This window comes from Streptomyces sp. NPDC003077 (assembly GCF_040611095.1).
Taxonomy (GTDB): Bacteria; Actinomycetota; Actinomycetes; order Streptomycetales; family Streptomycetaceae; genus Streptomyces.
On sequence record NZ_JBEXNM010000043.1, the window covers coordinates 30,575 to 52,107 of the forward strand.

At 70.9% G+C, this 21,533-nt stretch carries 19 protein-coding genes; 6 read left to right on the top strand and 13 right to left on the bottom strand.

Annotation, left to right across the window (positions count from 1 at the left end):
• Positions 1-202: 202 nt before the first annotated feature.
• Positions 203-1,438 carry a sulfotransferase gene (locus tag ABZX96_RS25265; RefSeq protein ID WP_355548623.1) on the top strand — a complete coding sequence of 412 codons (1,236 nt, stop codon included), beginning with the start codon at positions 203-205 and terminating at the stop codon, positions 1,436-1,438.
• 291 nt (positions 1,439-1,729) lie between these two features.
• Positions 1,730-2,200, top strand: coding sequence for a MarR family transcriptional regulator (locus ABZX96_RS25270; protein WP_355548626.1), 471 nt, complete (start codon positions 1,730-1,732; stop codon positions 2,198-2,200).
• A 290-nt stretch (positions 2,201-2,490) separates the two neighbouring features.
• Here the strand turns inward: ABZX96_RS25270 and ABZX96_RS25275 are convergent, their stop codons facing one another.
• From ABZX96_RS25275 to ABZX96_RS25305, 7 genes are all read right to left on the bottom strand, one after another.
• Complete coding sequence (locus tag ABZX96_RS25275; RefSeq protein ID WP_355548629.1) at positions 2,491-3,453, bottom strand: 3-hydroxybutyryl-CoA dehydrogenase; 963 nt, start codon at positions 3,451-3,453, stop codon at positions 2,491-2,493.
• Positions 3,454-3,482: 29 nt separating this feature from the next.
• Positions 3,483-4,865: a crotonyl-CoA carboxylase/reductase gene (gene ccrA / locus ABZX96_RS25280; protein ID WP_355548632.1), complete on the bottom strand. Its 1,383-nt coding sequence runs from the start codon at positions 4,863-4,865 to the stop codon at positions 3,483-3,485.
• A 129-nt stretch (positions 4,866-4,994) separates the two neighbouring features.
• A complete protein-coding gene (locus ABZX96_RS25285; RefSeq protein WP_355548635.1) occupies positions 4,995-5,747 on the bottom strand; it encodes a 3-oxoacyl-ACP reductase family protein in 753 nt (250 codons plus the stop codon).
• 146 nt (positions 5,748-5,893) lie between these two features.
• Positions 5,894-7,528, bottom strand: a complete 1,635-nt coding sequence (locus ABZX96_RS25290) for an FAD-binding protein (RefSeq protein WP_355548638.1) — start codon at positions 7,526-7,528, stop codon at positions 5,894-5,896.
• Positions 7,529-7,647: 119 nt separating this feature from the next.
• A complete protein-coding gene (locus ABZX96_RS25295) occupies positions 7,648-8,925 on the bottom strand; it encodes an MFS transporter (RefSeq protein WP_355548641.1) in 1,278 nt (425 codons plus the stop codon).
• A 42-nt stretch (positions 8,926-8,967) separates the two neighbouring features.
• Positions 8,968-10,200, bottom strand: a complete 1,233-nt coding sequence (locus ABZX96_RS25300; RefSeq protein ID WP_355548644.1) for a cytochrome P450 — start codon at positions 10,198-10,200, stop codon at positions 8,968-8,970.
• Positions 10,201-10,499: 299 nt separating this feature from the next.
• Positions 10,500-11,711 carry an acyltransferase gene (locus ABZX96_RS25305; RefSeq protein ID WP_355548647.1) on the bottom strand — a complete coding sequence of 404 codons (1,212 nt, stop codon included), beginning with the start codon at positions 11,709-11,711 and terminating at the stop codon, positions 10,500-10,502.
• A gap of 351 nt (positions 11,712-12,062) precedes the next feature.
• Between ABZX96_RS25305 and ABZX96_RS25310 the strand changes: the two genes are divergently transcribed.
• On the top strand, positions 12,063-12,971 hold the full coding sequence (locus tag ABZX96_RS25310; RefSeq protein ID WP_355548650.1) for an NADP-dependent oxidoreductase: 909 nt from the start codon (positions 12,063-12,065) through the stop codon (positions 12,969-12,971).
• Between the two features lie 249 nt (positions 12,972-13,220).
• Here ABZX96_RS25310 and ABZX96_RS25315 read toward each other — a convergent pair whose 3' ends face one another.
• The 5 genes from ABZX96_RS25315 to ABZX96_RS25335 form a co-directional block, all read right to left on the bottom strand.
• Positions 13,221-14,009: an enoyl-CoA hydratase/isomerase family protein gene (locus ABZX96_RS25315; protein ID WP_355548653.1), complete on the bottom strand. Its 789-nt coding sequence runs from the start codon at positions 14,007-14,009 to the stop codon at positions 13,221-13,223.
• Positions 14,006-14,746 (bottom strand): SDR family NAD(P)-dependent oxidoreductase, encoded by a 741-nt coding sequence (locus ABZX96_RS25320; RefSeq protein ID WP_355548656.1) that lies wholly within the window; start codon positions 14,744-14,746, stop codon positions 14,006-14,008. The genes ABZX96_RS25315 and ABZX96_RS25320 overlap by 4 nt, the downstream gene beginning before the upstream one ends.
• A gap of 15 nt (positions 14,747-14,761) precedes the next feature.
• Complete coding sequence (locus ABZX96_RS25325; protein WP_355548659.1) at positions 14,762-15,745, bottom strand: ketoacyl-ACP synthase III; 984 nt, start codon at positions 15,743-15,745, stop codon at positions 14,762-14,764.
• 77 nt (positions 15,746-15,822) lie between these two features.
• The gene (locus tag ABZX96_RS25330) at positions 15,823-16,866 is read right to left on the bottom strand and encodes a ketoacyl-ACP synthase III family protein (RefSeq protein WP_355548662.1); all 1,044 of its coding nucleotides are present in this window, start codon (positions 16,864-16,866) and stop codon (positions 15,823-15,825) included.
• A gap of 193 nt (positions 16,867-17,059) precedes the next feature.
• Entirely contained in the window at positions 17,060-18,100 is a 1,041-nt protein-coding gene (locus ABZX96_RS25335) for a VOC family protein (RefSeq protein WP_355548665.1), read from the bottom strand.
• A 333-nt stretch (positions 18,101-18,433) separates the two neighbouring features.
• Between ABZX96_RS25335 and ABZX96_RS25340 the strand changes: the two genes are divergently transcribed.
• The 3 genes from ABZX96_RS25340 to ABZX96_RS25350 all read left to right on the top strand — a co-directional run bounded on the left by ABZX96_RS25340 (position 18,434) and on the right by ABZX96_RS25350 (position 20,891).
• Positions 18,434-19,666 carry a sedoheptulose 7-phosphate cyclase gene (locus ABZX96_RS25340; RefSeq protein ID WP_355548668.1) on the top strand — a complete coding sequence of 411 codons (1,233 nt, stop codon included), beginning with the start codon at positions 18,434-18,436 and terminating at the stop codon, positions 19,664-19,666.
• A 125-nt stretch (positions 19,667-19,791) separates the two neighbouring features.
• The gene (locus ABZX96_RS25345) at positions 19,792-20,505 is read left to right on the top strand and encodes a cupin domain-containing protein (protein WP_355548670.1); all 714 of its coding nucleotides are present in this window, start codon (positions 19,792-19,794) and stop codon (positions 20,503-20,505) included.
• Positions 20,502-20,891, top strand: a complete 390-nt coding sequence (locus tag ABZX96_RS25350; protein ID WP_355548672.1) for a cupin domain-containing protein — start codon at positions 20,502-20,504, stop codon at positions 20,889-20,891. Before ABZX96_RS25345 ends, ABZX96_RS25350 begins: the two co-directional genes overlap by 4 nt.
• A 125-nt stretch (positions 20,892-21,016) precedes the next feature.
• Here the strand turns inward: ABZX96_RS25350 and ABZX96_RS25355 are convergent, their stop codons facing one another.
• Positions 21,017-21,427: a hypothetical protein gene (locus ABZX96_RS25355; protein WP_355548674.1), complete on the bottom strand. Its 411-nt coding sequence runs from the start codon at positions 21,425-21,427 to the stop codon at positions 21,017-21,019.
• Positions 21,428-21,533: the final 106 nt, after the last annotated feature.

Genomic DNA, 21,533 nt, shown 5'->3' on the forward strand with positions numbered 1-21,533 from the left:
CAGCGGTCGGGCGTGAATGCGTCGGTGGTACTTCTCCGCAGCGTGTGAGGGGGTGCTGTGGTGCGGTCGGTGGCGCGATGGGTCGTTCGCGGGCGGTTGACAAACCGCATGAACGGTTTTTAATGTCGACGCGCTCGGAGATGTTGATCAGGGAGTCCGTGAACATCTCAGGTACTGGTGATCATCCGGGGGTTGGCGAGTGATGCAGCGTGTTTCCGACAGCCAGGTGGCCGCGCCCAGCGCGCGGCCCGCGACGGGGTGGGCCCAGGGGGAGGCCGGGCACCCCAGCGACCCGCGGTGGTCCGGCCCCGTCCGCATCAACCTGGGTGAACTCCTGTCCTGCGCGCGGGCCCGGTACCCCGGCGAAGAGCCGCCCCTGCGCTTCCTGCCCGAACTCGACCGCCTGGTCGAGGCGGTGAACGCCGAAGCGGACCTCACCTGGGAAGGCGCGGCAGCGGTCCGCGAACGGCTGCTCTCCGCCCTCACCCAGCAGACGCGGCTCGCGGCCCTGATGCGGGAGGCCCCAAACGTCGCCGCCGCGGACATCGCGGACCCCGTGTTCATCTCCGGACTCCCCGGCAGCGGCGCGTCACTGCTCCAGAACCTGCTGGTCGAACACCCGAGCGTGGACGCGCCGACCCTCTGGGAAATGCTCTACCCGACCGCCGAGGGCTCCCCCGGCCGGCTCATGCTGATCGGGCGGGCCCGCGCGCAGGTGGAGGAATCCCGGCGGCACCTGCGCCACCGCACGGTGGGACGGCTCCGCGAGGCCACCCGCCCCGGGGGATGCCACCAGCTCCTCTTCAACGCGTTCCAGAGTCCGGCGACCGGAATGAACCTGCGCATCCCCCGGTACGTGGCGGAACTGGAGAACGCCGACCTCACCGCCGCCTACGCCTTCCACCGGGAACAGCTCCAGGCGATCACGTCGCGGATACCGGTCGCCTCGCTCGTCCTGCGGGCGCCCTTCCACGCCGTCCGCGTCGAGGAGCTGCTGCGCGTCTACCCCGATGCGCGGATCATCCGGGTGCACCGCGACCCCGCGACCGTGGTGACGATCACCGCGGGGCTCTCCGCGGGGCTGCGGCGCGCCACCTCGCTCCGCGTCGTCCCGCGGGAAGTGGGCCGGGAGTGGGCCGATCACCTGGAACGCCACCTGGCGCGGGCCTCGGCGGCCGACCGCCGGCTCGGGCCCGACCGGCTCCTCGATGTGCGCCACGCCGACCTGGTCTCCGCCCCGGCCGCGACCGTCGGGAGGGTCCTGCGTTTCCTCGGCGTGGAACCGAGTCCGGCGGTGCTGGGGAATGTGGAGGGACTGGTGCGGTCGACGGCCGCTCCCGCGTCGCCTCCGCACCGGTTCCAGGCCGATGACTTCGGTCTGTCGGCCGGCGAATTGCGGGAGAGATTCGCGGATTACGTCGGGGCGTACGCCCTCTAGGAGAACGCGAGAGGGAACGGGACCGAGAGTGGGACCGGGAGCGGGGTCGCGGACGCGGCCGGGAACGTGATCGTCGCTGTTCAGGAGCGTCTGCCGACGAGGTCAGGTGCCGAGTCGTGTGCTGAGAGAAGTAGAGAGAAGAAGAGAGAAGTAGCCGGGAGAACGCCGCTCCCGGCCACTCGCGTTTTCCCGTATTTATCCGCGGGGAAGAACTCGTTTTCCTGTCAACCTTGTCAATGCATGCGGGTACATTAATATTGAGTGTCAGCACGGGGGCCGGAACGACAAGGTGTGGAGATCAACGTGGCCGCAGGGCGTGGACGCCGAGACACCGAGATCGAGCTCTGGCTGCAGCTGACGGTTCTGACCAGCCGTATCAGCAGCACGTTGGACAAGCGGCTGCAACGCGGCCATGGCGTCAGCGTCGCGGAGTACACCGCGCTCGTCGTCATGCGCGAGAACGCGAAGGCCGGCGGGGTGCGCATGCAGGATCTGGCCGAGGCCATCGGGCTGAGCCAGTCCACGGTGAGCCGGCTGGTCGCGCGGCTGGAGAGCGAAGGGCTGGCCACCCGGTCGATCGGCGAAGAGGACCGTCGCGTCATGTACGCGCAGATCAGCGACCAGGGCAAGGCGGTCGTGACGGCCGCCGCCGCGACCTTCCAGAAGGAACTCACCACGGCCCTCGACGTGGCCTCGTTCGACGAGCAGACCGCCCCGCTGGTGGCCCGGCTGCGGCACAACCCCGCGTCGGCGGAGAACTGACTCCCGCGTCGGCGGAGAACTGACTCCCGCGTCGGCGGAGAACTGCCCTTGGCATCGGCGGAGAGCTGAGCCCCGCGACGGCGGAGAACTGCCCCCTGCGTCGGCGGAGAGATGACTCTCGCGTCGGCGGATAACTCCCCCCTCGCGTCGGCGTTCCCGAGCGCCGAGTCGTCGCCGGACGAGCGCCAGGCGCCGCGCGTACACGGCGTTGAGCCACGGCGCTCTCGCCGTGGCTCAACGGATATCGATGTGTGCGACTTCGCGGTGCCGAGGTACGGGAGGGCGGCCCGCTACCCGTACGTATAGAACCCCTGCCCCGACTTCTTCCCCAGCAGCCCGCACTCGACCATGCGCAGCAGCAGCGGCGGCGGGGCGTAGAGGGATTCCTTGGTCTCCTCGTACAGCGCCTGCGCGATGGAGACCGTGGTGTCGAGGCCGATGAGGTCGGCGAGCTTGAGCGGGCCCATCGGGTGGGCGCAGCCCGCCACCATGCCCTGGTCGATGACCTCAGGCGTGGCGAGGCCGTTGTCGACCATGCGGATGGCTGAGATGAGATAGGGGAACAGCAGCGCGTTCACCAGGAAGCCCGCCCGGTCGGGAGCGCTGACGACGGTCTTGCCGAGCGTCCCGCCGGCGAACTCGGCCGCGCGGGCGCGGGTCCGGGGGGAGGTGAGGACGGAGCCGACCAGTTCCACCAGGGGCAGTACGGGCACCGGGTTGAAGAAGTGGATGCCGACGACCCGGTCCGGCCGCGTGGTGGCGCGGGCGAGCCGCGCCACCGACAGGGACGAGGTGTTGGTGGCGATGATCGCGTCCTCGGACTCCAGGACCTTGTCGAGGGAGGCGAACACCTCCAGCTTGACCTGCTCGTCCTCGCGTACGGATTCCAGCACGAGCTGGCTGTCGGCCAGCTCGCCGAGGTCCGTGGTGAAGGAGACGCGGTCCAGCGCGGCGGCCCGGTCGGCCTCGGTGATCCGGCCCTTGGCGACGGCGCGGTCCAGGGAAGCGCGGATCCTCGCCTCGCCCCGGGCCCAGGAGCCCTCGGAGCTGACGGCCACCCGGACGTCGAGCCCGGCCCTGACGCACAGTTCGGCGATGCCGGCCCCCATGGTGCCGCAGCCGACGACGCCCACCCGCTCGATCGGCGCGGCGCCGGTCTCCGCCTCGGCGGCCTCCCGCACGCCGGAGTCCTCCTGTACGCCCGAGTCCCCCCGTACTCCGGACGTGAACGCTCCGGACACGATCTCCACCATGGCACTCGTCCCTTTCTCGTCCGTCACCGTCAGCCCACCAGGGCCGGTTCGCGCGAGGTCAGGGCGAGCTCACGCGGGGCCGCGGCGTCCGCCAGCGGGCTCAGCCGCTCCTCGCCGATGCGGGCGCGGAGCCCCGGGTCGGTGACGCCGAGCCCGGGCTCGGGGGCGAGGGCGAGCACCCCGACCTTGCCGGTGTGCCGGTTGGTCTGCACGAGGCGGGCGGCCTCGGCGGTCTCGGCGAGCGGGTAGGTCGTGGAGAGGATGGGCGCGAGCATGCCGAGCTGGAACAGCCGGTTGCACTCCCACTGCTCCTGGAGGTTGGCGGCGTGGCTGCCGATGATCCGCTTGAGGTTCATCCACAGATAGCGGTTGTCGAACTGGTGGGTGTACCCGGTGCTGGAGCCGCAGGTCACCACCGCGCCGCCGCGGCGCACCACGAAGACGGAGATGCCGAAGGTGGCCTGGCCGATGAAGTCGAAGACGACGTGGGGGTCCTCGCCGACGCGTTCCCGGATGGCCCGGCCGAGCCGCTTGCCGAGTGCGATGGTCTTCTCGGGGCCGGGCGCGGAGTCGCCGTCCAGGCCGATCTCCGTACGGTCGATGACGATGTCGCAGCCCATCCGCCGCAGGATCTCGGCCTTGGCCGGCGAGCTGACGACGCCGATGGGGATGCCCCCGGCGTTCTTGACGAGCTGCACGGCGAATCCGCCGAGCCCGCCGGTCGCGCCCCAGATGAGCACGATGTCGCCCTGCTTGATGCGGGCGCCCCGGTCGCTGATCAGCATGCGGTAGGAGGTCGCGGCGGTGAGCATGGTGCTCGCCGACTCCTCCCAGGTCAGGTGGGCGGGCTTGGACAGGAGCTGGCTGGCGCGGACGACGGTGTAGTGCGCCAGTCCGCCGAAGTTGGTCTCGTAGCCCCAGATCCGCTGTTCGGCGCCCATCATGCCGTCGGCGTGCGTCGCCGGTTCCTGGTCGTCGACCTGGACGCAGCTGACGACGACGTGGTCGCCGGCCTTCCAGCGGCGGACGGCGGAACCGGCCCGGACCACGACACCGGACGCGTCGGACCCCAGGACGTGGAAGGGCTGCCGGTGCCGCTCGGCCCAGCCGCCCTGCCTGCCCAGCTTGTCGAGGAAGGCGAAGGTCGGCACCGGTTCGAAGGTGGCCGACCAGACGGTGTTGTAGTTGATGGAGCTCGCCATGACGGCGACCAGCACCTCGTCCGGCGCCAGTTCCGGCATCGGGACCCGGCCGACGTGCAGGGACTTCCGTACGTCCTTGTCGGCGACGCCGCGGAACATGTCCGCGTCCTCCGCCCGCGTGTGGACGGCCAGATAGTCGCCGGGCAGCGGCTCCCGCTCCAGCTGTTCAGGGGTGGCGCCGTGCAGGACGGCCTCCGCCAGGGAATCCATGTCAGTCCTTCGTCGTCGACGCGGGGGGAAACTTGGGCTCGCTGTGGGGGGAGGGGCGCGGGCGGAATGGACGGGGGAGGCACATTCCGCCCGCGCGGCCGGTGACGCCGCGGGTGCCGCGGCCCGGGATCAGGAAACGAGGCCGCCGGCGGCGGCGATGTACTGACCCGTGATGTAGGAGGCGTCGTCGCTCGCGAGGAACGCGACCACGTTCGCGATGTCCTCCGGCTCGGCGATGCGGCCGAGCGGCATCATCTGCGCGAAGGCGTCGTACTGGTCCGCGATCGGAGCGGTCTGGTCCGTGCGGACCAGACCCGGCAGCACCGAGTTGACGGTGACGCCGCGACCGCCGACCTCACGGGCGAGGGCGAGACCGAGCTGCTCGACGGCGGCCTTGGTGGCCGTGTAGACGCCGGTGCCCGCGAAGGTGGAGTGGGTGTAGCCGGTGGAGATGTTGACGATCCGGCCACCGTCGCTGACCTGGGCCGCGGCCTGGCGCAGCGAGTAGAAGGTGCCCTTGAGGTTCACGTCGACGACGCGGTCGAAGGTCTCGTCGTCCACGTCGGCGATGTTGCCGTTGGCGCCGATGCCGGCGTTGTTGACGACGATGTCGAGCGAACCGAAGGCGTTGACGGCCTCCTTGTACAGGTTCTCGACGTCCTCCTTCTTGGCGAAGTCGGCCTGCAGGGCAATGGCCTTGCCACCGCCGGCGACGATGGCGTCGACGACCTCCTGAGCGGCGGCGGCGTTGCTCTGGTACGTGACGGCCACGTCGGCGCCGTCCGCGGCCAGGCGCAGGGCGATGGCCCGGCCGATGCCCCGGGAGGAGGCGGTGACCAGGGCCTTCTTGCCCTGCAGGCGCTTGACGGTCTGGGTGGTCATGTGGGTCATACCTCTTTCGTCTGTTTCTTCTGGTGGCGCTTACACAGGAATCTAGCTCAGCTTCATTTCATGCGCAAGCAATTTTATGGGGGATGCCGACCCCGGTAGAGGCGGCTCCGGAAGGGAGGTGGCGCCGGTGGGACGGCTCAGCTCGGCAGCTCGATGGAGAGCGCGTGCGAGAAGGTGTTCCGCGGGTCCCACTTCGCCTTGGCCTTCTGCAAGGCGGCGTAGTTGCCCTTGTAGTAGAGCTGCTGCCACGGCGGTCCGGACGGGTTCCAGGCCGGGTCCTTGACGTCCACGTCGGCGTAGTTGATGAACATCCCGTCCGTGACGCCGTCCAGGCCGGGCACGCCGCCGGTCTCGCTGTACAGGTCGCGGAAGAACTCCCGCACCCAGGCCAGGTGCTTGGCGTCGTCGGCGGGGTCGGTCCACAGCACCGCGGTCTGCACCTTCAGGATCGAGTCCCGCTGGGCCACGGCGGTGGCGGCCGGGGCGATCTCGTTGACCTTGCCGCCGTAGGCGGAGATCAGCATCAGCGCGGCCGGGTACTCGTAGTCGGTCCGCGTCAGGTGCCGGTACATCGCGTCGACCTGCGCGTCGGTGAAGTTCTTGCGCTGGTAGGCGGGCTTGCCCTTGAAGCGGAACAGCGGGTCGGGGCCGGTGAAGCCGGTCCACTGGGTGGCATGCAGCCACGGCACCTTCCGGTGCTCGGCCACCTGGGCCGTCACACCGGTGCCCGCGCCGATGTAGGCCACGAAGTCCTTGAGCATCTGCTCGGCGCCCGGGGCCGACGCCTCCACCTGGACGGTCAGCGAGATGGCGCCGGCCGCCTTGTGGGACGGCTTGAGCTCGCTGAAGAGGGAGAGTTCGGGCGCGCCCGGGGCGCTGTGGTCGATGTGCCACTGGGCGTAGTTCTTCATCAGCCGGCCGAAACCGGCCTTCGTCAGGCCCGCCCAGGGCCAGTTGACCGTGGAGATCCACACCTCGGACGGGGCCTCGGGCAGCAGCTTGGCCGGGTTGGACCCGGTGGCGCCCGGGGCGCGCAGCCAGTACCGGGTCACCACGCCGAAATTGCCGCCGCCGCCTCCGGTGTGGGCCCACCACAGGTCGCGGTTGGGGTCGCTCGTCTCGCGGGTGGCGATGACGGCCTTGGCCGTGCCCCCCTTGTCCACCACGACGACCTCGACCGCGTACAGGTGGTCGCTGATCAGGCCGTGCTTGCGGGACAGGGCGCCGTAGCCGCCGCCCTGGATGTGACCGCCGGCGCCGACGGTCGGGCAGGCGCCGCCGGGCACCGTGACGCCCCAGCCCTTGAACAGCCGCTCGTAGACCTGGCCCAGCTTGGCACCCGCCTGGACGACGAAGGCGTTGCGGGTCTCGTCGAATCCGACGGCGTTCATCGCGGACAGGTCGATGACGACCTTGACGGCGGGGTTGGCCACGAAGTCCTCGTAGCAGTGCCCGCCGCTGCGGACGGCGATCTTCTTGCCCGCGGTCACCGCCCCCTGCACGGCCATGACGACCTGACCGGTCGTGCCGACGAGCTGGATGTTCTCCGGGCTCCCTTCGAACCGCTGGTTCGTGCCGCGGCGCAGGTCCGCGTAGCGGTGGTCCGAGGAGCCGACGGTGACGGGCCCGAAGCCGGCCGACGTCCCTTCCTCCGCGGCGGTGGCGACGGACGGGGCGAAGACCCCCGCACCGAGTCCGGTCCCCACCGCCGCGACGCCGACGCCGGTCGCGGTGCGTTTGACGAACCTTCTGCGTGACACCGTGCTGGTCACTTCTGTTTCCTTACCTTCTCTGGAGGGAGGCGACGAGCGCCGCGGTGGGCTGTGCGGGGTGGGGGGAGGAGAGGCCGACCGCCGTGCCGAAGCGCGCGGCGGGGCATGAGAGAGGCCGGTCAGCCGAGACGATCCGGCGTGAGCGCCGGGGCGCTCGCCGCGGCGGACGCCTCGGGGACGGCGCTGGTGAGGGGCGTTCGCGGATCATCGGTCGCCGGCGCGGTCGCGGCCGGGTTCCCGGGCTGTGGGGTAGCGCGATGATCGGCTCGCCATTCGAGCCAGGCGAGGGAGCAGCCGGCGACGGTGACGGCCGCGGCGACCAGGAACACGCTCCGCAGCCCGTATCCGAGGTCGAGCACCTGCCCACCGAGCCAGGCCCCGAGCGCGATCGCGGTCTGTACCGACGCGATGCTCATGGAGACGGCGAGGGTGGGGGCACGGCCGGAGACGGAGTTGAGGACGCGGGCCCCGAGGCCGGGGTTGAGCGCGAAGAAGACGACGCTGAAGACGACCAGGGCGCCGACGGCGGCGACCGGCTGCGGGGCGACGCCCGCGAAGGCGGCCAGGGCCACGGCCAGCACGCCGAGCAGTACGGTCAGCGACCCCATCAGGGCCCGGTCCGCCAGCCTGCCGCCGAGCAGGCCGCCGGCGAGCGAACCGAGACCGAACAAGAAGAGCAGGATGGTTACTTGGGGCCCGGAGAACCCGCTGACCTGCTCCAGCAGCGGCGTGAGGAAGGTGAAGGCGGCGAACCCGCCCGCCATGCCGACCACCGTCAGCACCAGCGCCACCTGGACCCGGCGGTCCCGCAGCACCTTCAGCTCGGCGGCGGCGCCTTCCTCACCGCTCGTCCGCACGCCGGGCACCAGCAGGACGCAGGCCACCAGCGAAATCGCGCTGAGCGCCGTCACGCCCCAGAACGTCGCCCGCCACCCCCACTGCTGGGCCAGCAGCAGCCCCAGCGGCACGCCCACGATCGTCGCCAGGTTGACGCCGATGATGATGCGGGCCACCGCGGAGCCGGACTTGCGCGGCCCGGCGATCTCCGCCGCCGTGATCAGGGAGAGGGCGAACAGCGTGCAGTGACTGAGGGCGGACAGCACCCGGGCCGTCATGAGCACGCCGTACCCGGGGGCCAGCGCCGCGAGCACGTTGCCGGCGACGAACAGCGACATCAGCGCCACCAGCAGGGGCTTGCGGGGCAGTCGGCTGGTCGCCAGCGTGACCAGCGGTCCACCGACCACGATGGCCAGCGCGTACCCGGAGACCAGCAGACCGGCCTGGGACAGCGAGACGTCGAGGTCCGCCGAGAGCCGCGGTAACAGACCGGCGATGACGGACTCGGCGGTGCCCAGGCTGAACACACTCAGCACGAGGGCGAGGAGAGGGGCCGGCATGGGCGTGACTCCGGAGGGGGTGAAGGGTGACGGGGCCGTGGGTCAGCGCAGGTGGACGGGGAGTTCGTAGAGCCCGCGGATCAGCAGGCCCTCGCGCCAGCGGAGCTCCCGCGCCGGTACGGCGAGCCGGATACCGGGGAACCGGCGCACCAGACTGCCGACGGCGATCTGCCCCTCCATGCGGGCCAGCGGCGCGCCGAGGCAGTAGTGCATCCCGTGGCCGAACACCAGGTGGCCGGCGTCGCCGCGGGTGATGTCGAAGGTGTCGGGGTCCTCGAAGCGCTCCGGGTCGCGGCCCGCCGAGGCGAGCGAGACGAGCACGGGGGCGCCGGCGGGCACCACCACCCCGTCGAAGTCCAGGTCCTCCTTGGCGAACCGCCAGGTGGCGACCTCCACCGAGCCCTCGTACCGCAGGAACTCCTCGATCGCGCTGGTGATCAGCGACGGGTCGTTCAGCAGCAGCTCCATCTGGTCCGGATGCCGCATCAGCGAGAGCATCCCGTTGCCGATGAGGTGCACCGTGGTCTCGTGGCCGCCGATCAGCATGAGGAAGGCCATCGCGGTGAGTTCCCCGTGGGACAGGCGCTGCCCCTCGTCCCGTGCCTCGATCAGTGCGCTGATCAGGTCGTCGCCCGGGTGGTCGGCCTTGTGCTCCACCAACTCCGCCAGGTACTCGCCGAGTTGACCGGCGGCCTCCGCGACGCGGGCGTGGCCCTCCTCGTCGGCGACGAGGGTCGACAGCGCCGTCGACCAGTGGTGGATGTCGTCCACGTCGGCGAGCGGGACGCCGAGGAGTTCGCAGATCACGGTGACCGGGAGCTTGAAGGCGAACGCGTCCAGCAGGTCCACCGGGCCCTCGGCCGTCTCCAGCTCGCCGAGCAGGCCGTCGGTGATCTCCTGGATCCGGCCGCGCAGCGCCTCGATGCGCCGGGGGGTGAAGCCCTTGTGGACGAGGCGGCGCAGTCGGGTGTGGTCCGGCGGATCGACGTTGAGGAGGTGGCGGACGAGCGAGGCGTCCTCGCCGTCGGTCGGCTGGGCGACGGTGGCGCGCCAGCGGTCGCCGACCAGGTTCGGGTCCTTGCTCAACCGCTGGTCGGTCAGCGCCTCCTTGGCGTCCGCGTACCGCGTCACCAGCCAGAATTCCCCGCCGTCCGGCAGGCACATGTGGCTTACGGGGCCCTGCCGGCGCAGTCGCGCGTACAGGGCGTAGGGGTTCTCCTCCCCACCGAAGCTGATGGCCTGCGGCCTGGTGAGGACCCCCGTGTTCGTCGTCATCGTTCTCTCCCCAAGATCGCTACGAACTGACGTCAGTAAAAAACGTGCCCGCCGGTTTGTCAACCGACTGTCTCGCAGGGTGGATGCCGGTCAAGATGCGCGGATTAGGTAGGTATAGGTGGGCAAAACGGGCGCGGTAGGGCTCACGGTCAGGTGCATGAGAGGGTTAACAACCGCATGACCGGTTCGTAAAATGACCGCAGATCAATGTGTGGCAGTGCCAGAGGGGCGACCGTTGCGAGGGGGAGAGGTGCCATGGACGTGACGCTCTCCCCCTTGGGGGCTCCCCTTCGACGGGCCTACCGGGTCGCGGCGAGCTCGCCCGGTTCGGGGTCCATCGCGGCCTTCGCCTCGGGCGCGGTCGTGGTCGTGGTCTGCGTCGCGGCCCCGGCCCGCGCCCGGTCCGCCCGCGGCTTGCTCCACCGGCGCATCGCCGGCCGTTCCACCAGGGCGTACAGCGCCCAGGCGACCAGCGCGCTCAGCACCATCCCGGCCAGCAGCAGTGCCAGGCCGGCGGGGGTGCTCCAGCCCTGCGGATTGCCGAGCTGGGCGCGGCACCAGATGAGGACGATGGCGTGCACGAGGTAGAAGGCATACGAGATCTCGCCCAGCCAGATCGCGAAGCGCCCCTGGAGGCCGGTCCGCCGCCCGTTGATGTCGGCCACCGCCGCCGCGGGCACCAACAGGGCGATCGGGATGATCGTCGCCGCGTTCAGCCCGTACACGTAAGGGAGTTGACCGGCCAGGGCGTAGCAGGCGACGAAGAGCAGCGTGGCGGGCAGGATGCCGACGCGGATCCACTTGCCGTTGATGACGATGCGCGCCAGCAGGATGCCCAGGAAGAAGTCCAGCGCGCGCACCGGCGGCAGGGCGTACACGAACCAGAACTGGTAGAGGCCCACCGGCTGCCCGTCCGGCATGGCCGGGCCGCCGGTCAGCACGGTCTGCGCGAACACCGCGGCGCCGATGACGGCGGCGATCACTCCGACCGCCCACCACCAGAGCTTCACCACCGGAATCCGGTTGGCCCAGCGCAGCAGCAGCGGGAACGCGAGGTAGAACAGCGCCTCGCAGGCCAGCGACCAGCTCGGCGGGTTCACGCTGAACAGCAGGTCGTAGACGGGGAACCAGGACTGCACCATGAACAGGTTCGGGATCGCCTGGTAGAGCTGGGTGGACGTGGCGATGAGCAGCAGCGCCGCCACGAAGGTCACCACGTGGTTGGGGTAGAGCTTGACGAGCCGGCGCCGCAGGTAGCGCCCGAAGGTGTCCTTCTTCCGGGCCGACCAGGTGAGCACGAAGCCGCTGAGCAGGAAGAAGAACGAGACGCCGACGTGCCCGGCGTTGATGAACAGGTCGTGGTAGAAGGACACGACATCGCCGTCGGCGAAGACGTTCACCCAGATCCCGTGGTGGAGGAACACGAGCGCCGCGGCGATGAAGCGCATCCCGGTCAGTGTGGGAAGCCGCGAACTACCGGGCACGGCCGGTGAGTCGGTGGTTCTGGGCATGGGGGACTGCCTCCCTGCGGAGAGAAACGGATAAGAGGTCGGCACCCGCGGCTCGCGGCGGTGCGGACAGGGTGGCGAAGGGCGCCGGGTCGGTCGGCCGGGTCGATCGGCTGGATCGATGGACCAGTCCGATAGGCCGGACCGACTCCGGGGCGCGATGGCTTCGCCTCGACCGTTGGGGTCACCTTAATGCGGAGAAGTATGCAGCCGCAAGCAAATAAGGGCGGGCAAGTTGCGGGATTGCGCTGCGGGTTGTTGAAGGTGCGGGGGCTCGGTGTCGTCGTTCGATCAATGGTCGTATGCTTCCGGGTGCAAGTGTTTTCAATGTCTACGGACGGAAGGACACCCGACATGCGTGCACTGACGCTCGCCGAGTACGGCGGCCCCGAGCTGCTGACCGTCACCGAACTCCCCACCCCCGCCCCCCAGCCGGGCCAGATCCTGGTCCGCACGGCGGGCACCGGCGTCAACCCCGTCGACCTGCTGGTCCGCGGCGGCGCCATGGCCGCGAACATCACCCACCCCTTCCCGCTGATCCTCGGCTGGGACCTGTCCGGCACGGTCGAGGCCGTCGGCGAGGGCGTGGACCGCTTCGCTCCCGGCGACCGGGTGGTGGCCATGTCGGCGCAGTACGCGACCGGCATCGGCACCCACGCCGAGTTCGTCGCCCTGCCCGCCGCGATCGCCGCGCCCGCGCCGCGCACCGTGGACCTGGTGGAGGCCGCCGCGCTGCCGCTGGCCGGGCTCACCGCGTACCAGGCCCTGGCCAAGCTGGACCCGCGGCCCGGCGAGAAGCTCCTGATCAGCGGCGCGGTCGGCGCGGTGGGCGGCTTCGCCTCCCAGCTCGCCGCCTCCCGCGGCGTCGAGGTCATCGCCCTGGCCCGCCCCGAGGACGCCGAACTGGCCCGGGAGCTGGGCGCCGCCTCGGTGCTCTCCTCCGCCGAGCCGGTGCCGGGCGGCATCGCGGACGTCCTCCTGGAGACCGCCGGCATCGCGCCGAAGGTGATCGGCGCGGTACGGGACGGCGGGCGCGCCGGTTCCATCTACGCCCCCGAGCCGCCGAAGGCCGAGCGGGGCATCACCGTGTCCCAGACCTTCGTCGAGCAGGACGGCGACCAGTTGGCGATCCTGTCGTCGCTGGTCGACGAGGGGGTGCTCACCCTGCGTGTGGCCGAGGTCGGCGACTTCTCCTTCGGGCCGGAGGCGCACCGCAGGCTGGCCGCCGGTGGCGTGCGCGGCAAGCTGCTGCTGACGCCGTGAGGCGGTGACGCCGTGACGCCGCGCCGACGGGGCTCCTGACGCGGGGAGCGCCGTCGGCAGCCGCGTGCCGTTGGCAATCACCTGCCGTCAGCAGGCACCTGCGGTCGGCAGCCACGGGCCGTCGGCAGCCCGCGCCGCCGGCAGTCACCTGCCGTCAGCAGCAGCCCAGTCACCTCAAAAGCACGGCACGAAAAACGGGTGCGGCCCCGGGGATCCTCCCCGGGGCCGCACCCGTACGACGCTCCGGCCTCACCGCCCGGTGAACACCGCCTTGCCCGGCCCGGACTCCACGAACGTCCGCATGCCCGCAAGCTGGTCCCGCGTCCCGAACAGCCCCTCGAACAGGGTGCGTTCGATCTCCAGGCCCGAGCGCAGATCGGTGCCCGTCCCCAGGTCCACGGCCTGCTTGATCGCCCGCAGGGCCAGCGAGGGCCCGCCCACGAACTGCCGCGCCCAGGCCATGGCCTCCTTGAGCACCTGGTCCCGCTCCACCACCCGGTCGGCGAGGCCGATCTCCAGTGCCTCCTGGGCGCTCAGGGCCCGCCCGGTGAACATGATCTCCTTGGCCTTGGCCGTTCCCACCAGCCGGGACAGCCGCTGGGTGCCGCCGGCGCCGGGGATGACGCCGAGCTTCACCTCGGGCAGCCCGATCTTCGTCTCCGTGGCGAGGATGCGGTGGTCGGCCGTGAGCGCCAGCTCGCAGCCGCCGCCGAGCGCGAAGCCGGTGACCGCCGCCACGACGGGTTTGGGGATGTCGGCGACCGCGGTGAACGCCGCCTGGAGCTGGCTCGCCCACAGCACCATGTCGATCGGCTCCAGGCCCGCCATCTCCTGGATGTCGGCGCCGGCGGAGAACTTCTCGGGACCGCCGTAGAGCACGACCGCCTCCACGTCCCTGCGGTGGGCCGCCTCGTGCGCGGCCTCCCGCAGCTCCGTCTGCGTCGCCCGGTCCAGGGCGTTGACGGGGGCCCGCGACAGTTCGATGGTGCCGACGCCGTCGGCCACGACGAGCCGGACCCCGGGTTCCTCACGCTTCACGCCCACAGCAGACCTCCGTTGACTTCCAGCACATGTCCGTTGACGTACGAGCTGTCCTCGGCGGCGAGGAACACCGCGCCGAGAGCCGCCTCGTCCAGCTTTCCGGCGCGCCCCAGCGAGAAGCGGGTGTGGTACGCCTCCCAGACCTTCTCGTTCTGCGACAGCTCGCGCCCCATGCCGTCCTCCAGGACGCCCGGCGCGAGGCAGTTGACCTGGATGCCCTTGCGGCCCAGTTCGATGGCGGAGACCTTGGTGAGCGTCTCGATGGCCGCCTTGGTCGCCGAGTAGCCGGCGGCGCCGATGGCCACGCGGGTCGCCATGCTGGAGGAGACGGTGATGATGCGGCCGGTGCCCTGCCGGATCATGCGGCGGGCCGCGCTCTGGAGGCTGTAGAAGGTGCCGTTGACGTTGGTCTCCATCATGGCCCGCCAGTCGTCGGGGGCGATGCGGTCGACCTTGCCGTCGCGGTTGACGCCGGCGTTGGCGACGAGGACGTCGATCTGCCCGTAGGCCGCCACCGCGGCGTCCATGAGGCCGTCCACGCTCTTGGGGTCGCTCACGTCGGTCTCGTGGAACATGACCCGGTCCGGGAGCTGGTTGATCAGGTTCTGGATGTCGTACGGGTTCCGGGCCGCGCAGACCACGGTGGCGCCCTCGTCGACGAACCGCTCCGCAATCGCCCGGCCGAGGCCGCGGGTGCCGCCCGTGATGACGGCCACCTTGTCCTTCAGACGCATGGCAAGCTCCTCCTCTCAGTACCAGGTCAGGACGGCCGCGCCCGCGGTCATCCCGCCACCCACGGCCGCGAACAGGATCCGCTCGCCGCGCTCGATCGGCCGCTCGCGGTGCGCGTGGCACAGGGTGAAGGGGATGGAGGCGGCGCCGGTGTTGCCGTACTGCGGCGCGGTGAGCGGGACCCGGTCCATCTCCACGCCGAGCTGCCGCGCGACCGCCTCGACCAGCCGGGCGTTGCCCTGGTGGATGAAGACCCGGTCGATGTCGCCGATGTGCAGGCCGGACTGGCTCAGGACGTCGTCCACGACCTTCGGGATGACCTGGAGCGCGTAGTCCTTGACCGCGCGCCCCTGCATCCGGAAGTAGTGCCGGCCGGCCGCGCGGGCGGCGTCGTCCGCGATCTCACGGGTGCCGCCGGCCGCGACCTCGACCAGGTCCGCGCCGTCGCCGTCGGAGAACAGCCGGGTCGCGTGGATGCCGTACCCCTCGGGCACCTCACCGAGCAGCACCGCGGCGGCGCCGTCGCCGAACAGCGACACGGTGCGCCGGTCGCCGCGGTCCATGATGCTGGAGTACATGTCGGCGCCGATGACCAGCGCCGTCCCGTTCCCGGGCGACGTGCGCACCATCGACTCGGCCACGCTCAGCCCGTACACGAATCCGGAGCAGACGGCGTTCACGTCGAAGGCGGGCGTGCTGTGCATCCGCAGCAGCTTCTGCATCCGCACCGCGGTCGCGGGCTGCGGCTGGTCGGGCGTGGAGGTGGCGAGCACCGTCAGGCCCACGCCCTCGCGGTGGTGGGGCGACTCGGCGAACAGCTCCTCGACCGCCCGCGCGGCCATGGCGGAGGTGGTGACACCCGGGTCCGCGTAGTGCCGGGCGTGCACCCCCGTCCGTTCGGTGATCCACTCCGGGGTGACCCCGGTCCACTCGCTGATCTGCGCGTTGTCGATGACGCGTGGCGGAGCGTACGCGCCGAGACCGACGATTCCGACGGGCATTCTCGGTGTCTCCTTGACTGGCTGGTGGGTGGGAATCCCGACGGGACTCGGGAACGGGGCCGCCGGCGCGGTGCGGTTCACGCCGGAATGTCACGCCACGCGGGCGCTTCGAGGACGTCGACCACGGCGCAGGTCCAGGTGAACCCGCCGCCGACGCCGAGCAGCAGGACGCGCTTGCCGGGGGTGAGGGCACCGGTCTCGGTGAGGTGGTTGAGACCGGCGAACTGGTCGGCGGGGCCGAGGTGGCCGGTGCGCCGGGAGAAGTCCCAGGCGGTCCGGTTCAGGTCCTCCACGCCCAGCGGGCGCAGGCACTGGCGCAGCGTGAGACCGGCGCCGAAGTGCGGGGCGACGAGGTGGTCCATCTCGTCCATGGACCGGCCGGCCTCTTCGAGGGCCTGGTGCGCGGCCTTCCGCAAACCGCCCTCGACCCGGCGCCACACCTCGTCCTTGTCGAAGTCCTCAAGGAACTGCTGGTGGCGGCGGTTGAGGTCGATGGGGTGCTCGGCGTCGTGCTGGAAGGGACCGAACGGCTCGTGACCGCGGTGCATGGCCTCCAGCTCGGGGTCGGAGTAGGTCGCCATCGACACGATGCGGGCGAAGCCGCCCTCCCGGGACAGCGCCACGGCCGCCGCCCCGTCGCCGTACAGGATGCGGTCGGTGCGCCACCGGTCGAAGTACGGGTCCGTCCACAGGTCGCCCGCCGTGGAGACGGCGACCTTCGCGGTGGGGTGGGCGTGCAGGTAGCCGGCGGCGAGCTCGGCCGCGATCAGCCCGCCGTTGGAGCCCGAGCGCACCTCGGCCGCCAGGCAGCCCGGCGCGGCGATGCCCTTTTGGATGTAGGAACCGGAGTTCCAGATGTCGATGCCGTTGTGGAAGACGACGGAGTACGTGACCGCCGCGACGTCCTCCGGCCGGTAACCGGAACGCTCCAGCGCCTGGCGGCCCGCCCGCACCGCCATGTCCGGGATGCTGTCCTCGGGAGCGGCGACGGTGACGGACAGGTGCCCGCTGTGCCGGACGGACTCCTCGTCGTACGCCCCGGCGTCGATGGCTTCCTCGACGCTCATGGTCTTGGGCAGGTAGGCGCCGGTACCGGCGATGTACAGGTGGTCCCACCGCATGGTGGTGCTCCTCAGGGAAGAAGTGGATGGCGGAAACGGGGCGGGGTGAAGGGGGCGCGGGGGAGGCGGCCCGGGGACGGGCGGCATCGACCGTCCGCCTCGGGACGGCTGCCTGCCCGGTCCGGAACGCTCACGGAGCGGCGGGTGCGTGCCGCTGCCCGGCCCGGAGCGGCGGGTGCGTGCCGCGGCCGGTCTACGCCCAGACGAAGGAGTGCGAGGACGCCCGGCGGGCAGCGGTCGTCCGCTCGTAGGGCAGCCGTCCGTCCGGCATGCGAAGGATCTCCATCTGCACGCCGATGGGGGTGGTGAAGTACACCCACCGGTTGCCCTCGATGGGCCCGCCGGTGATGGTCTCGGGCTCGCCCATCACACGCACGCCCGGCTGGGACCGGAGGTAGGCCGCCGCGGTGTCGACGTCGTCCACGTGGAAGGCGAGGTGGGAACCCCCCACATCGCTGTTGCCGGGGGCGGGCGGGACGCCGTTCCCCTCGTACTGGCGCAGTTCGATCCGGTCGGTGGGCCCGAGGCGCAGGTGGGCGCGGGTCGGGGCCCCCGAACGCTCACGCGGGCTGCGCGGGGGGAGCGGCGAGGCGCCGATGACGTCCGTGAAGAACCGCACGGACGCCGCGAGGTCGCCGACGGTGAGCGCCAGGTGATCGGCGCCCAGCACCTTGGCCGGGCCCGCCGCCGACGGCGATGCGGCTGCGCTCCGCGCGTCCAACGGGTCGGCCGTGCCGCACAGTTGCAGCTCCATGCCCCACGAGGTGGTGAACCCCACCCGTCGCACGGAGCGCCCCGGCTGGACGGTCGGGCAGACCGCGTCGCAGGTCACCGTGGTGTCCGGGCGCCGGCGCAGCCGGGCGGCCACGGCGTCGACGTCCTCGACGCGCAGCGCCATCCGGCGGCCACCCGGGCCGTCCAGCGGCACCGCCGCCGTGCGCTGCCTGGGGGCGGTGTACTGGAACAGCTCCAGATTGGTGTGCGGACCGACGCGCACCATGGCCACGTGGGCCACGGCCCTGGGGTGCACCCCCAGCTTGCGGCTCATCCAGTCCCCTTGGGGGTCCTGGACGGGTCCTTCGATGTAGCACAGCTCGCCGCCGAGGACCTCGGCGAGGAACCGGACGGCCGCGTCGAGGTCTTTCACGGTGAACGCGAAGTGGTCCACGCGGCGGATGGACGGAATACCGGTGCGGCCGGTCGTGTGATCGGCCTCTACGTCTAGGCGCGGCATGCCCGCGCTCCCTCCCGATGATCTGCGTGACGGAAACCCGTGGTTGAGGACGATAGCGATGCATGCATCTGAAAGCAACTAAACAGGTGGGGTTGCTTGGGTGGGTTGGGGGTAGTCCGGTGCTTCATTGCAGGTGGGGGCGCGTTCGAAGGGTGGTTGCACGCATGGCGGGGGCGCCTCGATATATACACTGGTGACGCCGGCCACTCGTCAACATGCTTGCGAATGCATTGATCGACTGTCATAGTCCCTGAGCGAAGAGATCAATACCGCGCTGTGCGGCACGAGACCGTCCCCGCGCGGAGCCGCACCGTTCCCATCGAGGAGACAGGCATGCAGTCAGACCTTCAGTCGGCCGAACGCACCGTCTCGGACGGGCTGTTCACCGTCGGAGCCCCCGTCACGCACTGGGCCGTACGGGCCACGCAGCAGGTCGGCTACGAGGTGCGGGTGGAGGAGAACCTGCTGAGCACCGAGAACCGGGCGATCCTGGAGGACGCCGTCGAAGGGCAGGTGGTCCGCCGCTTCATCGTGGTCGACTCCGTCGTCGACGAGCTCTACGGCACCCGGATCAGGAACTACTTCGACCACCACAACGTCGATTACCACCTGCTCGTCCTGCCGACCGGCGAGCCCGCCAAGAACATGGAGCTGGTGCTCAAGGTCATCGACGGTCTCGACACCTTCGGCATCGACCGTCGGCGCGAGCCCGTCATCGCCATCGGCGGCGGCGTCCTCATGGACATCGTGGGATTCGCCGCCAGCATGTACCGGCGGTCCACCCCGTGGATCCGCATCCCCACGACCCTCATCGGCCTGGTCGACGCGGGCGTGGGGGCCAAGACCGGGGTCAACAACGACGGGCACAAGAACCGGCTCGGCACCTACTTCCCGGCCCAGCGCACCCTGCTCGACCGCACGTTCCTCAACACCCTGGACGAGCGGCACATCAGCAACGGCCTGGCCGAGATCCTCAAGATCGCCCTGATCAAGGACGCGCGCCTGTTCGACCTTCTGGAGCAGTACGGCGACGACCTGCTGCGCAACCGCCTGCAGCCGCCGGCCGCCCCCGGCATCGGGCTGTCCTCCCACCCGGTGGAGGACCCCGCGACCGAGGTCATCGAGCGGGCGATCCACGGCATGCTGGAGGAGCTGCAGCCCAACCTCTGGGAGAAGGTGCTGGAGCGGGTCGTGGACTACGGCCACTCGTTCAGCCCGGTCGTCGAGATGCACGCACTGCCCGAGCTGCTGCACGGCGAGGCCGTGGCCGTGGACATGGCGCTCACCACCGTCATCGCCGAACAGCGCGGCCTGCTCGACGCGGAGCAGCGGCGCCGCATCCTGCGCGTGATGGCCGCCCTCGGCCTGCCGACCTGGCACGAGACCTGCACGCCCAAGCTGCTGGTGCCGGCGCTGCGGGACACCGTGCGGCACCGCGACGGACAGCAGCGCCTGCCGCTTCCCGTCGGCATCGGCTCCGCCGTGTTCGTCAACGACCTCACCGAAGACGAACTGTCCGACGCCGCCCAGAAGCTGGCCGACTACCACTGGGGAGACGCGGAGTGACCACGACCCACTCGGAACACGCCCACGTAGAAGACGTCCATAAGCAACACGTCCACGGAGAACACGCCCACGAAGAACGCGAAGAACACCAAGAACACGAAGAAACCGCCGTCCCCTGGGTCGCGGTGAGCGACACCAGCACCAAGGCGTCGGTGTACGGCGTGCACGGCGCCGAAGGCAAGACCTACTGGAAGGCCTTCGCCACCCGCCGGCAACTGCGCTCGCTCAGCGAGGCCGTCGAATGGGCCTCGCTCCCGGCCAAGGCCGTCAGCGGCGAACACCGGCACACCCGCACCGAGGAGATCTACCTCATCCTGTCGGGCACCGGGGAACTCCTGCTGAACGGCGGGCCGCACGAGGTCCGGGCCGGTTCGCTCGCCCTGACCAGCGTGGGCAACATCCACGGCCTGCGCAACACGGGTGACGACCACCTCGACTGGTGGGTCATCGAAACCCTCGCCCCGGCCACGAGTTCGGTACTGGCCGGAGGCGAGTCCCCTGAAGGAGGAGACATGACACAGGCCGTGGTCCACGACCTGTTCCAGGAGAAGCGCGTGGACACGGCGGGCGTGTTCAGCGGACCCCTCAAGCGCGTCGAGGTCATCGACGTCGCCGCGGGGGACGAACGGGTGCTGGGCACCCCCGGGGCCGAACTCGCCGTCTACGTCCACGCCGGTGACGGCGTGGTGGAGGCCGCGGGCCTGACGGAGACCGTGACCGTCGGCAAGGACACCTGCCTGCTGCTGGAGGCCGGTTCGCGGTCGACCTTCCGGGCGGCGGAGGCGCTGCGGCTGCTCGTGGTGACGCTGGCGGTCGAGGGCGAAGGCGGCGAGAAGTGATCGTCTCCAGGGCCCGGGGCGATGTCATGGTGCGGGCCGGTGGCCGGTCCGCCCAGTGGCAGAGCCTGATCAGGCGGGGCATGCTGCACAGCGAGTGCGAGGGCGTCGAGTACTGGGCCCTGCCGCCCGGCGCCCGCCTCGACATCCGGGCCGACCACGGGGTCGAGGAAGCGATCCTCGTCATCAGCGGTCAGCTCACCCTGCGTGTGGACGAGGACGAAACCATCACGGCCAACACCGGACAGGTGCTGCTTGTCCCGCATGGCGTCAACGGCGTGCTGCGGACCGGCGCCCGGCCCGCGACGGCGGTCACGGTCCGCGGCCTGCCGGCCGACGTGTCCGCCCGGCTGCCGCGCCGGATACCGGAACTCCTCCCGGCCGACTGAGAAGCCCGTTCCGAAACGGCGTACACCGTGCATGTCGACCTGACGCCGGTGCCGGTCCACGAGTCGGCGCGGCGTGAGGGGGCCGTCGTCGCGGCGTGCGGAGGGCAGCCGTCCGGACCGGGTGATCAGTGCGGCCTTCCCGCGCTGCTCGCGGGCGGCGACACCTGGCCCGTCACCGGCTGAAACTCCGGCTCACCCCCACCCCCCACCTCCCTAGGAGTCCCCTTATGGCCTGTGGCCGCGCCGCCCCCTGCGTCGATGCGGTCGACCGGGCATGCCTCGACGAGTGCCCGATCGGCGGCGTCGGCGGCATCGACATCGACGTTGACCGCATCGACCGCGTTGACGAGGGCGTGCGCGAGCCCTTCCCTCATCCCGGAGAGCACGTCACACAACCCGAAGCATGCTTCGAATGGGGCGCCGCCGACCCCGTCAGCCCCATCGAGGCGATCTTCCACGACGACGACCTGCCCGATGACGACCTGCCCGGTGACTGGCCCGCCTTCCACACGGCCGACCACGAGGTCTTCGTCCACCTCGACTCGTCCGACTCGTCCGACCCTTCCGACGCCGCCCACAGCGACGAGCCCGCACCCGACCGCCCAACGACACCGAACCCCCCACCCGCACTTCCCCGCCCGT

Excerpts from the sequence above, each read along its gene's own strand:
- ABZX96_RS25265 (WP_355548623.1), top strand. The coding sequence starts at position 203 with ATGCAGCGTGTTTCCGACAGCCAGGTGGCCGCGCCCAGCGCGCGGCCC.
- ABZX96_RS25275 (WP_355548629.1), bottom strand. The coding sequence starts at position 3,453 with ATGGTGGAGATCGTGTCCGGAGCGTTCACGTCCGGAGTACGGGGGGAC.
- ccrA (WP_355548632.1), bottom strand. The coding sequence starts at position 4,865 with ATGGATTCCCTGGCGGAGGCCGTCCTGCACGGCGCCACCCCTGAACAG.
- ABZX96_RS25285 (WP_355548635.1), bottom strand. The coding sequence starts at position 5,747 with ATGACCACCCAGACCGTCAAGCGCCTGCAGGGCAAGAAGGCCCTGGTC.
- ABZX96_RS25295 (WP_355548641.1), bottom strand. The coding sequence starts at position 8,925 with ATGCCGGCCCCTCTCCTCGCCCTCGTGCTGAGTGTGTTCAGCCTGGGC.
- ABZX96_RS25300 (WP_355548644.1), bottom strand. The coding sequence starts at position 10,200 with ATGACGACGAACACGGGGGTCCTCACCAGGCCGCAGGCCATCAGCTTC.
- ABZX96_RS25305 (WP_355548647.1), bottom strand. The coding sequence starts at position 11,711 with ATGCCCAGAACCACCGACTCACCGGCCGTGCCCGGTAGTTCGCGGCTT.
- ABZX96_RS25310 (WP_355548650.1), top strand. The coding sequence starts at position 12,063 with ATGCGTGCACTGACGCTCGCCGAGTACGGCGGCCCCGAGCTGCTGACC.
- ABZX96_RS25320 (WP_355548656.1), bottom strand. The coding sequence starts at position 14,746 with ATGCGTCTGAAGGACAAGGTGGCCGTCATCACGGGCGGCACCCGCGGC.
- ABZX96_RS25325 (WP_355548659.1), bottom strand. The coding sequence starts at position 15,745 with ATGCCCGTCGGAATCGTCGGTCTCGGCGCGTACGCTCCGCCACGCGTC.
- ABZX96_RS25330 (WP_355548662.1), bottom strand. The coding sequence starts at position 16,866 with ATGCGGTGGGACCACCTGTACATCGCCGGTACCGGCGCCTACCTGCCC.
- ABZX96_RS25335 (WP_355548665.1), bottom strand. The coding sequence starts at position 18,100 with ATGCCGCGCCTAGACGTAGAGGCCGATCACACGACCGGCCGCACCGGT.
- ABZX96_RS25340 (WP_355548668.1), top strand. The coding sequence starts at position 18,434 with ATGCAGTCAGACCTTCAGTCGGCCGAACGCACCGTCTCGGACGGGCTG.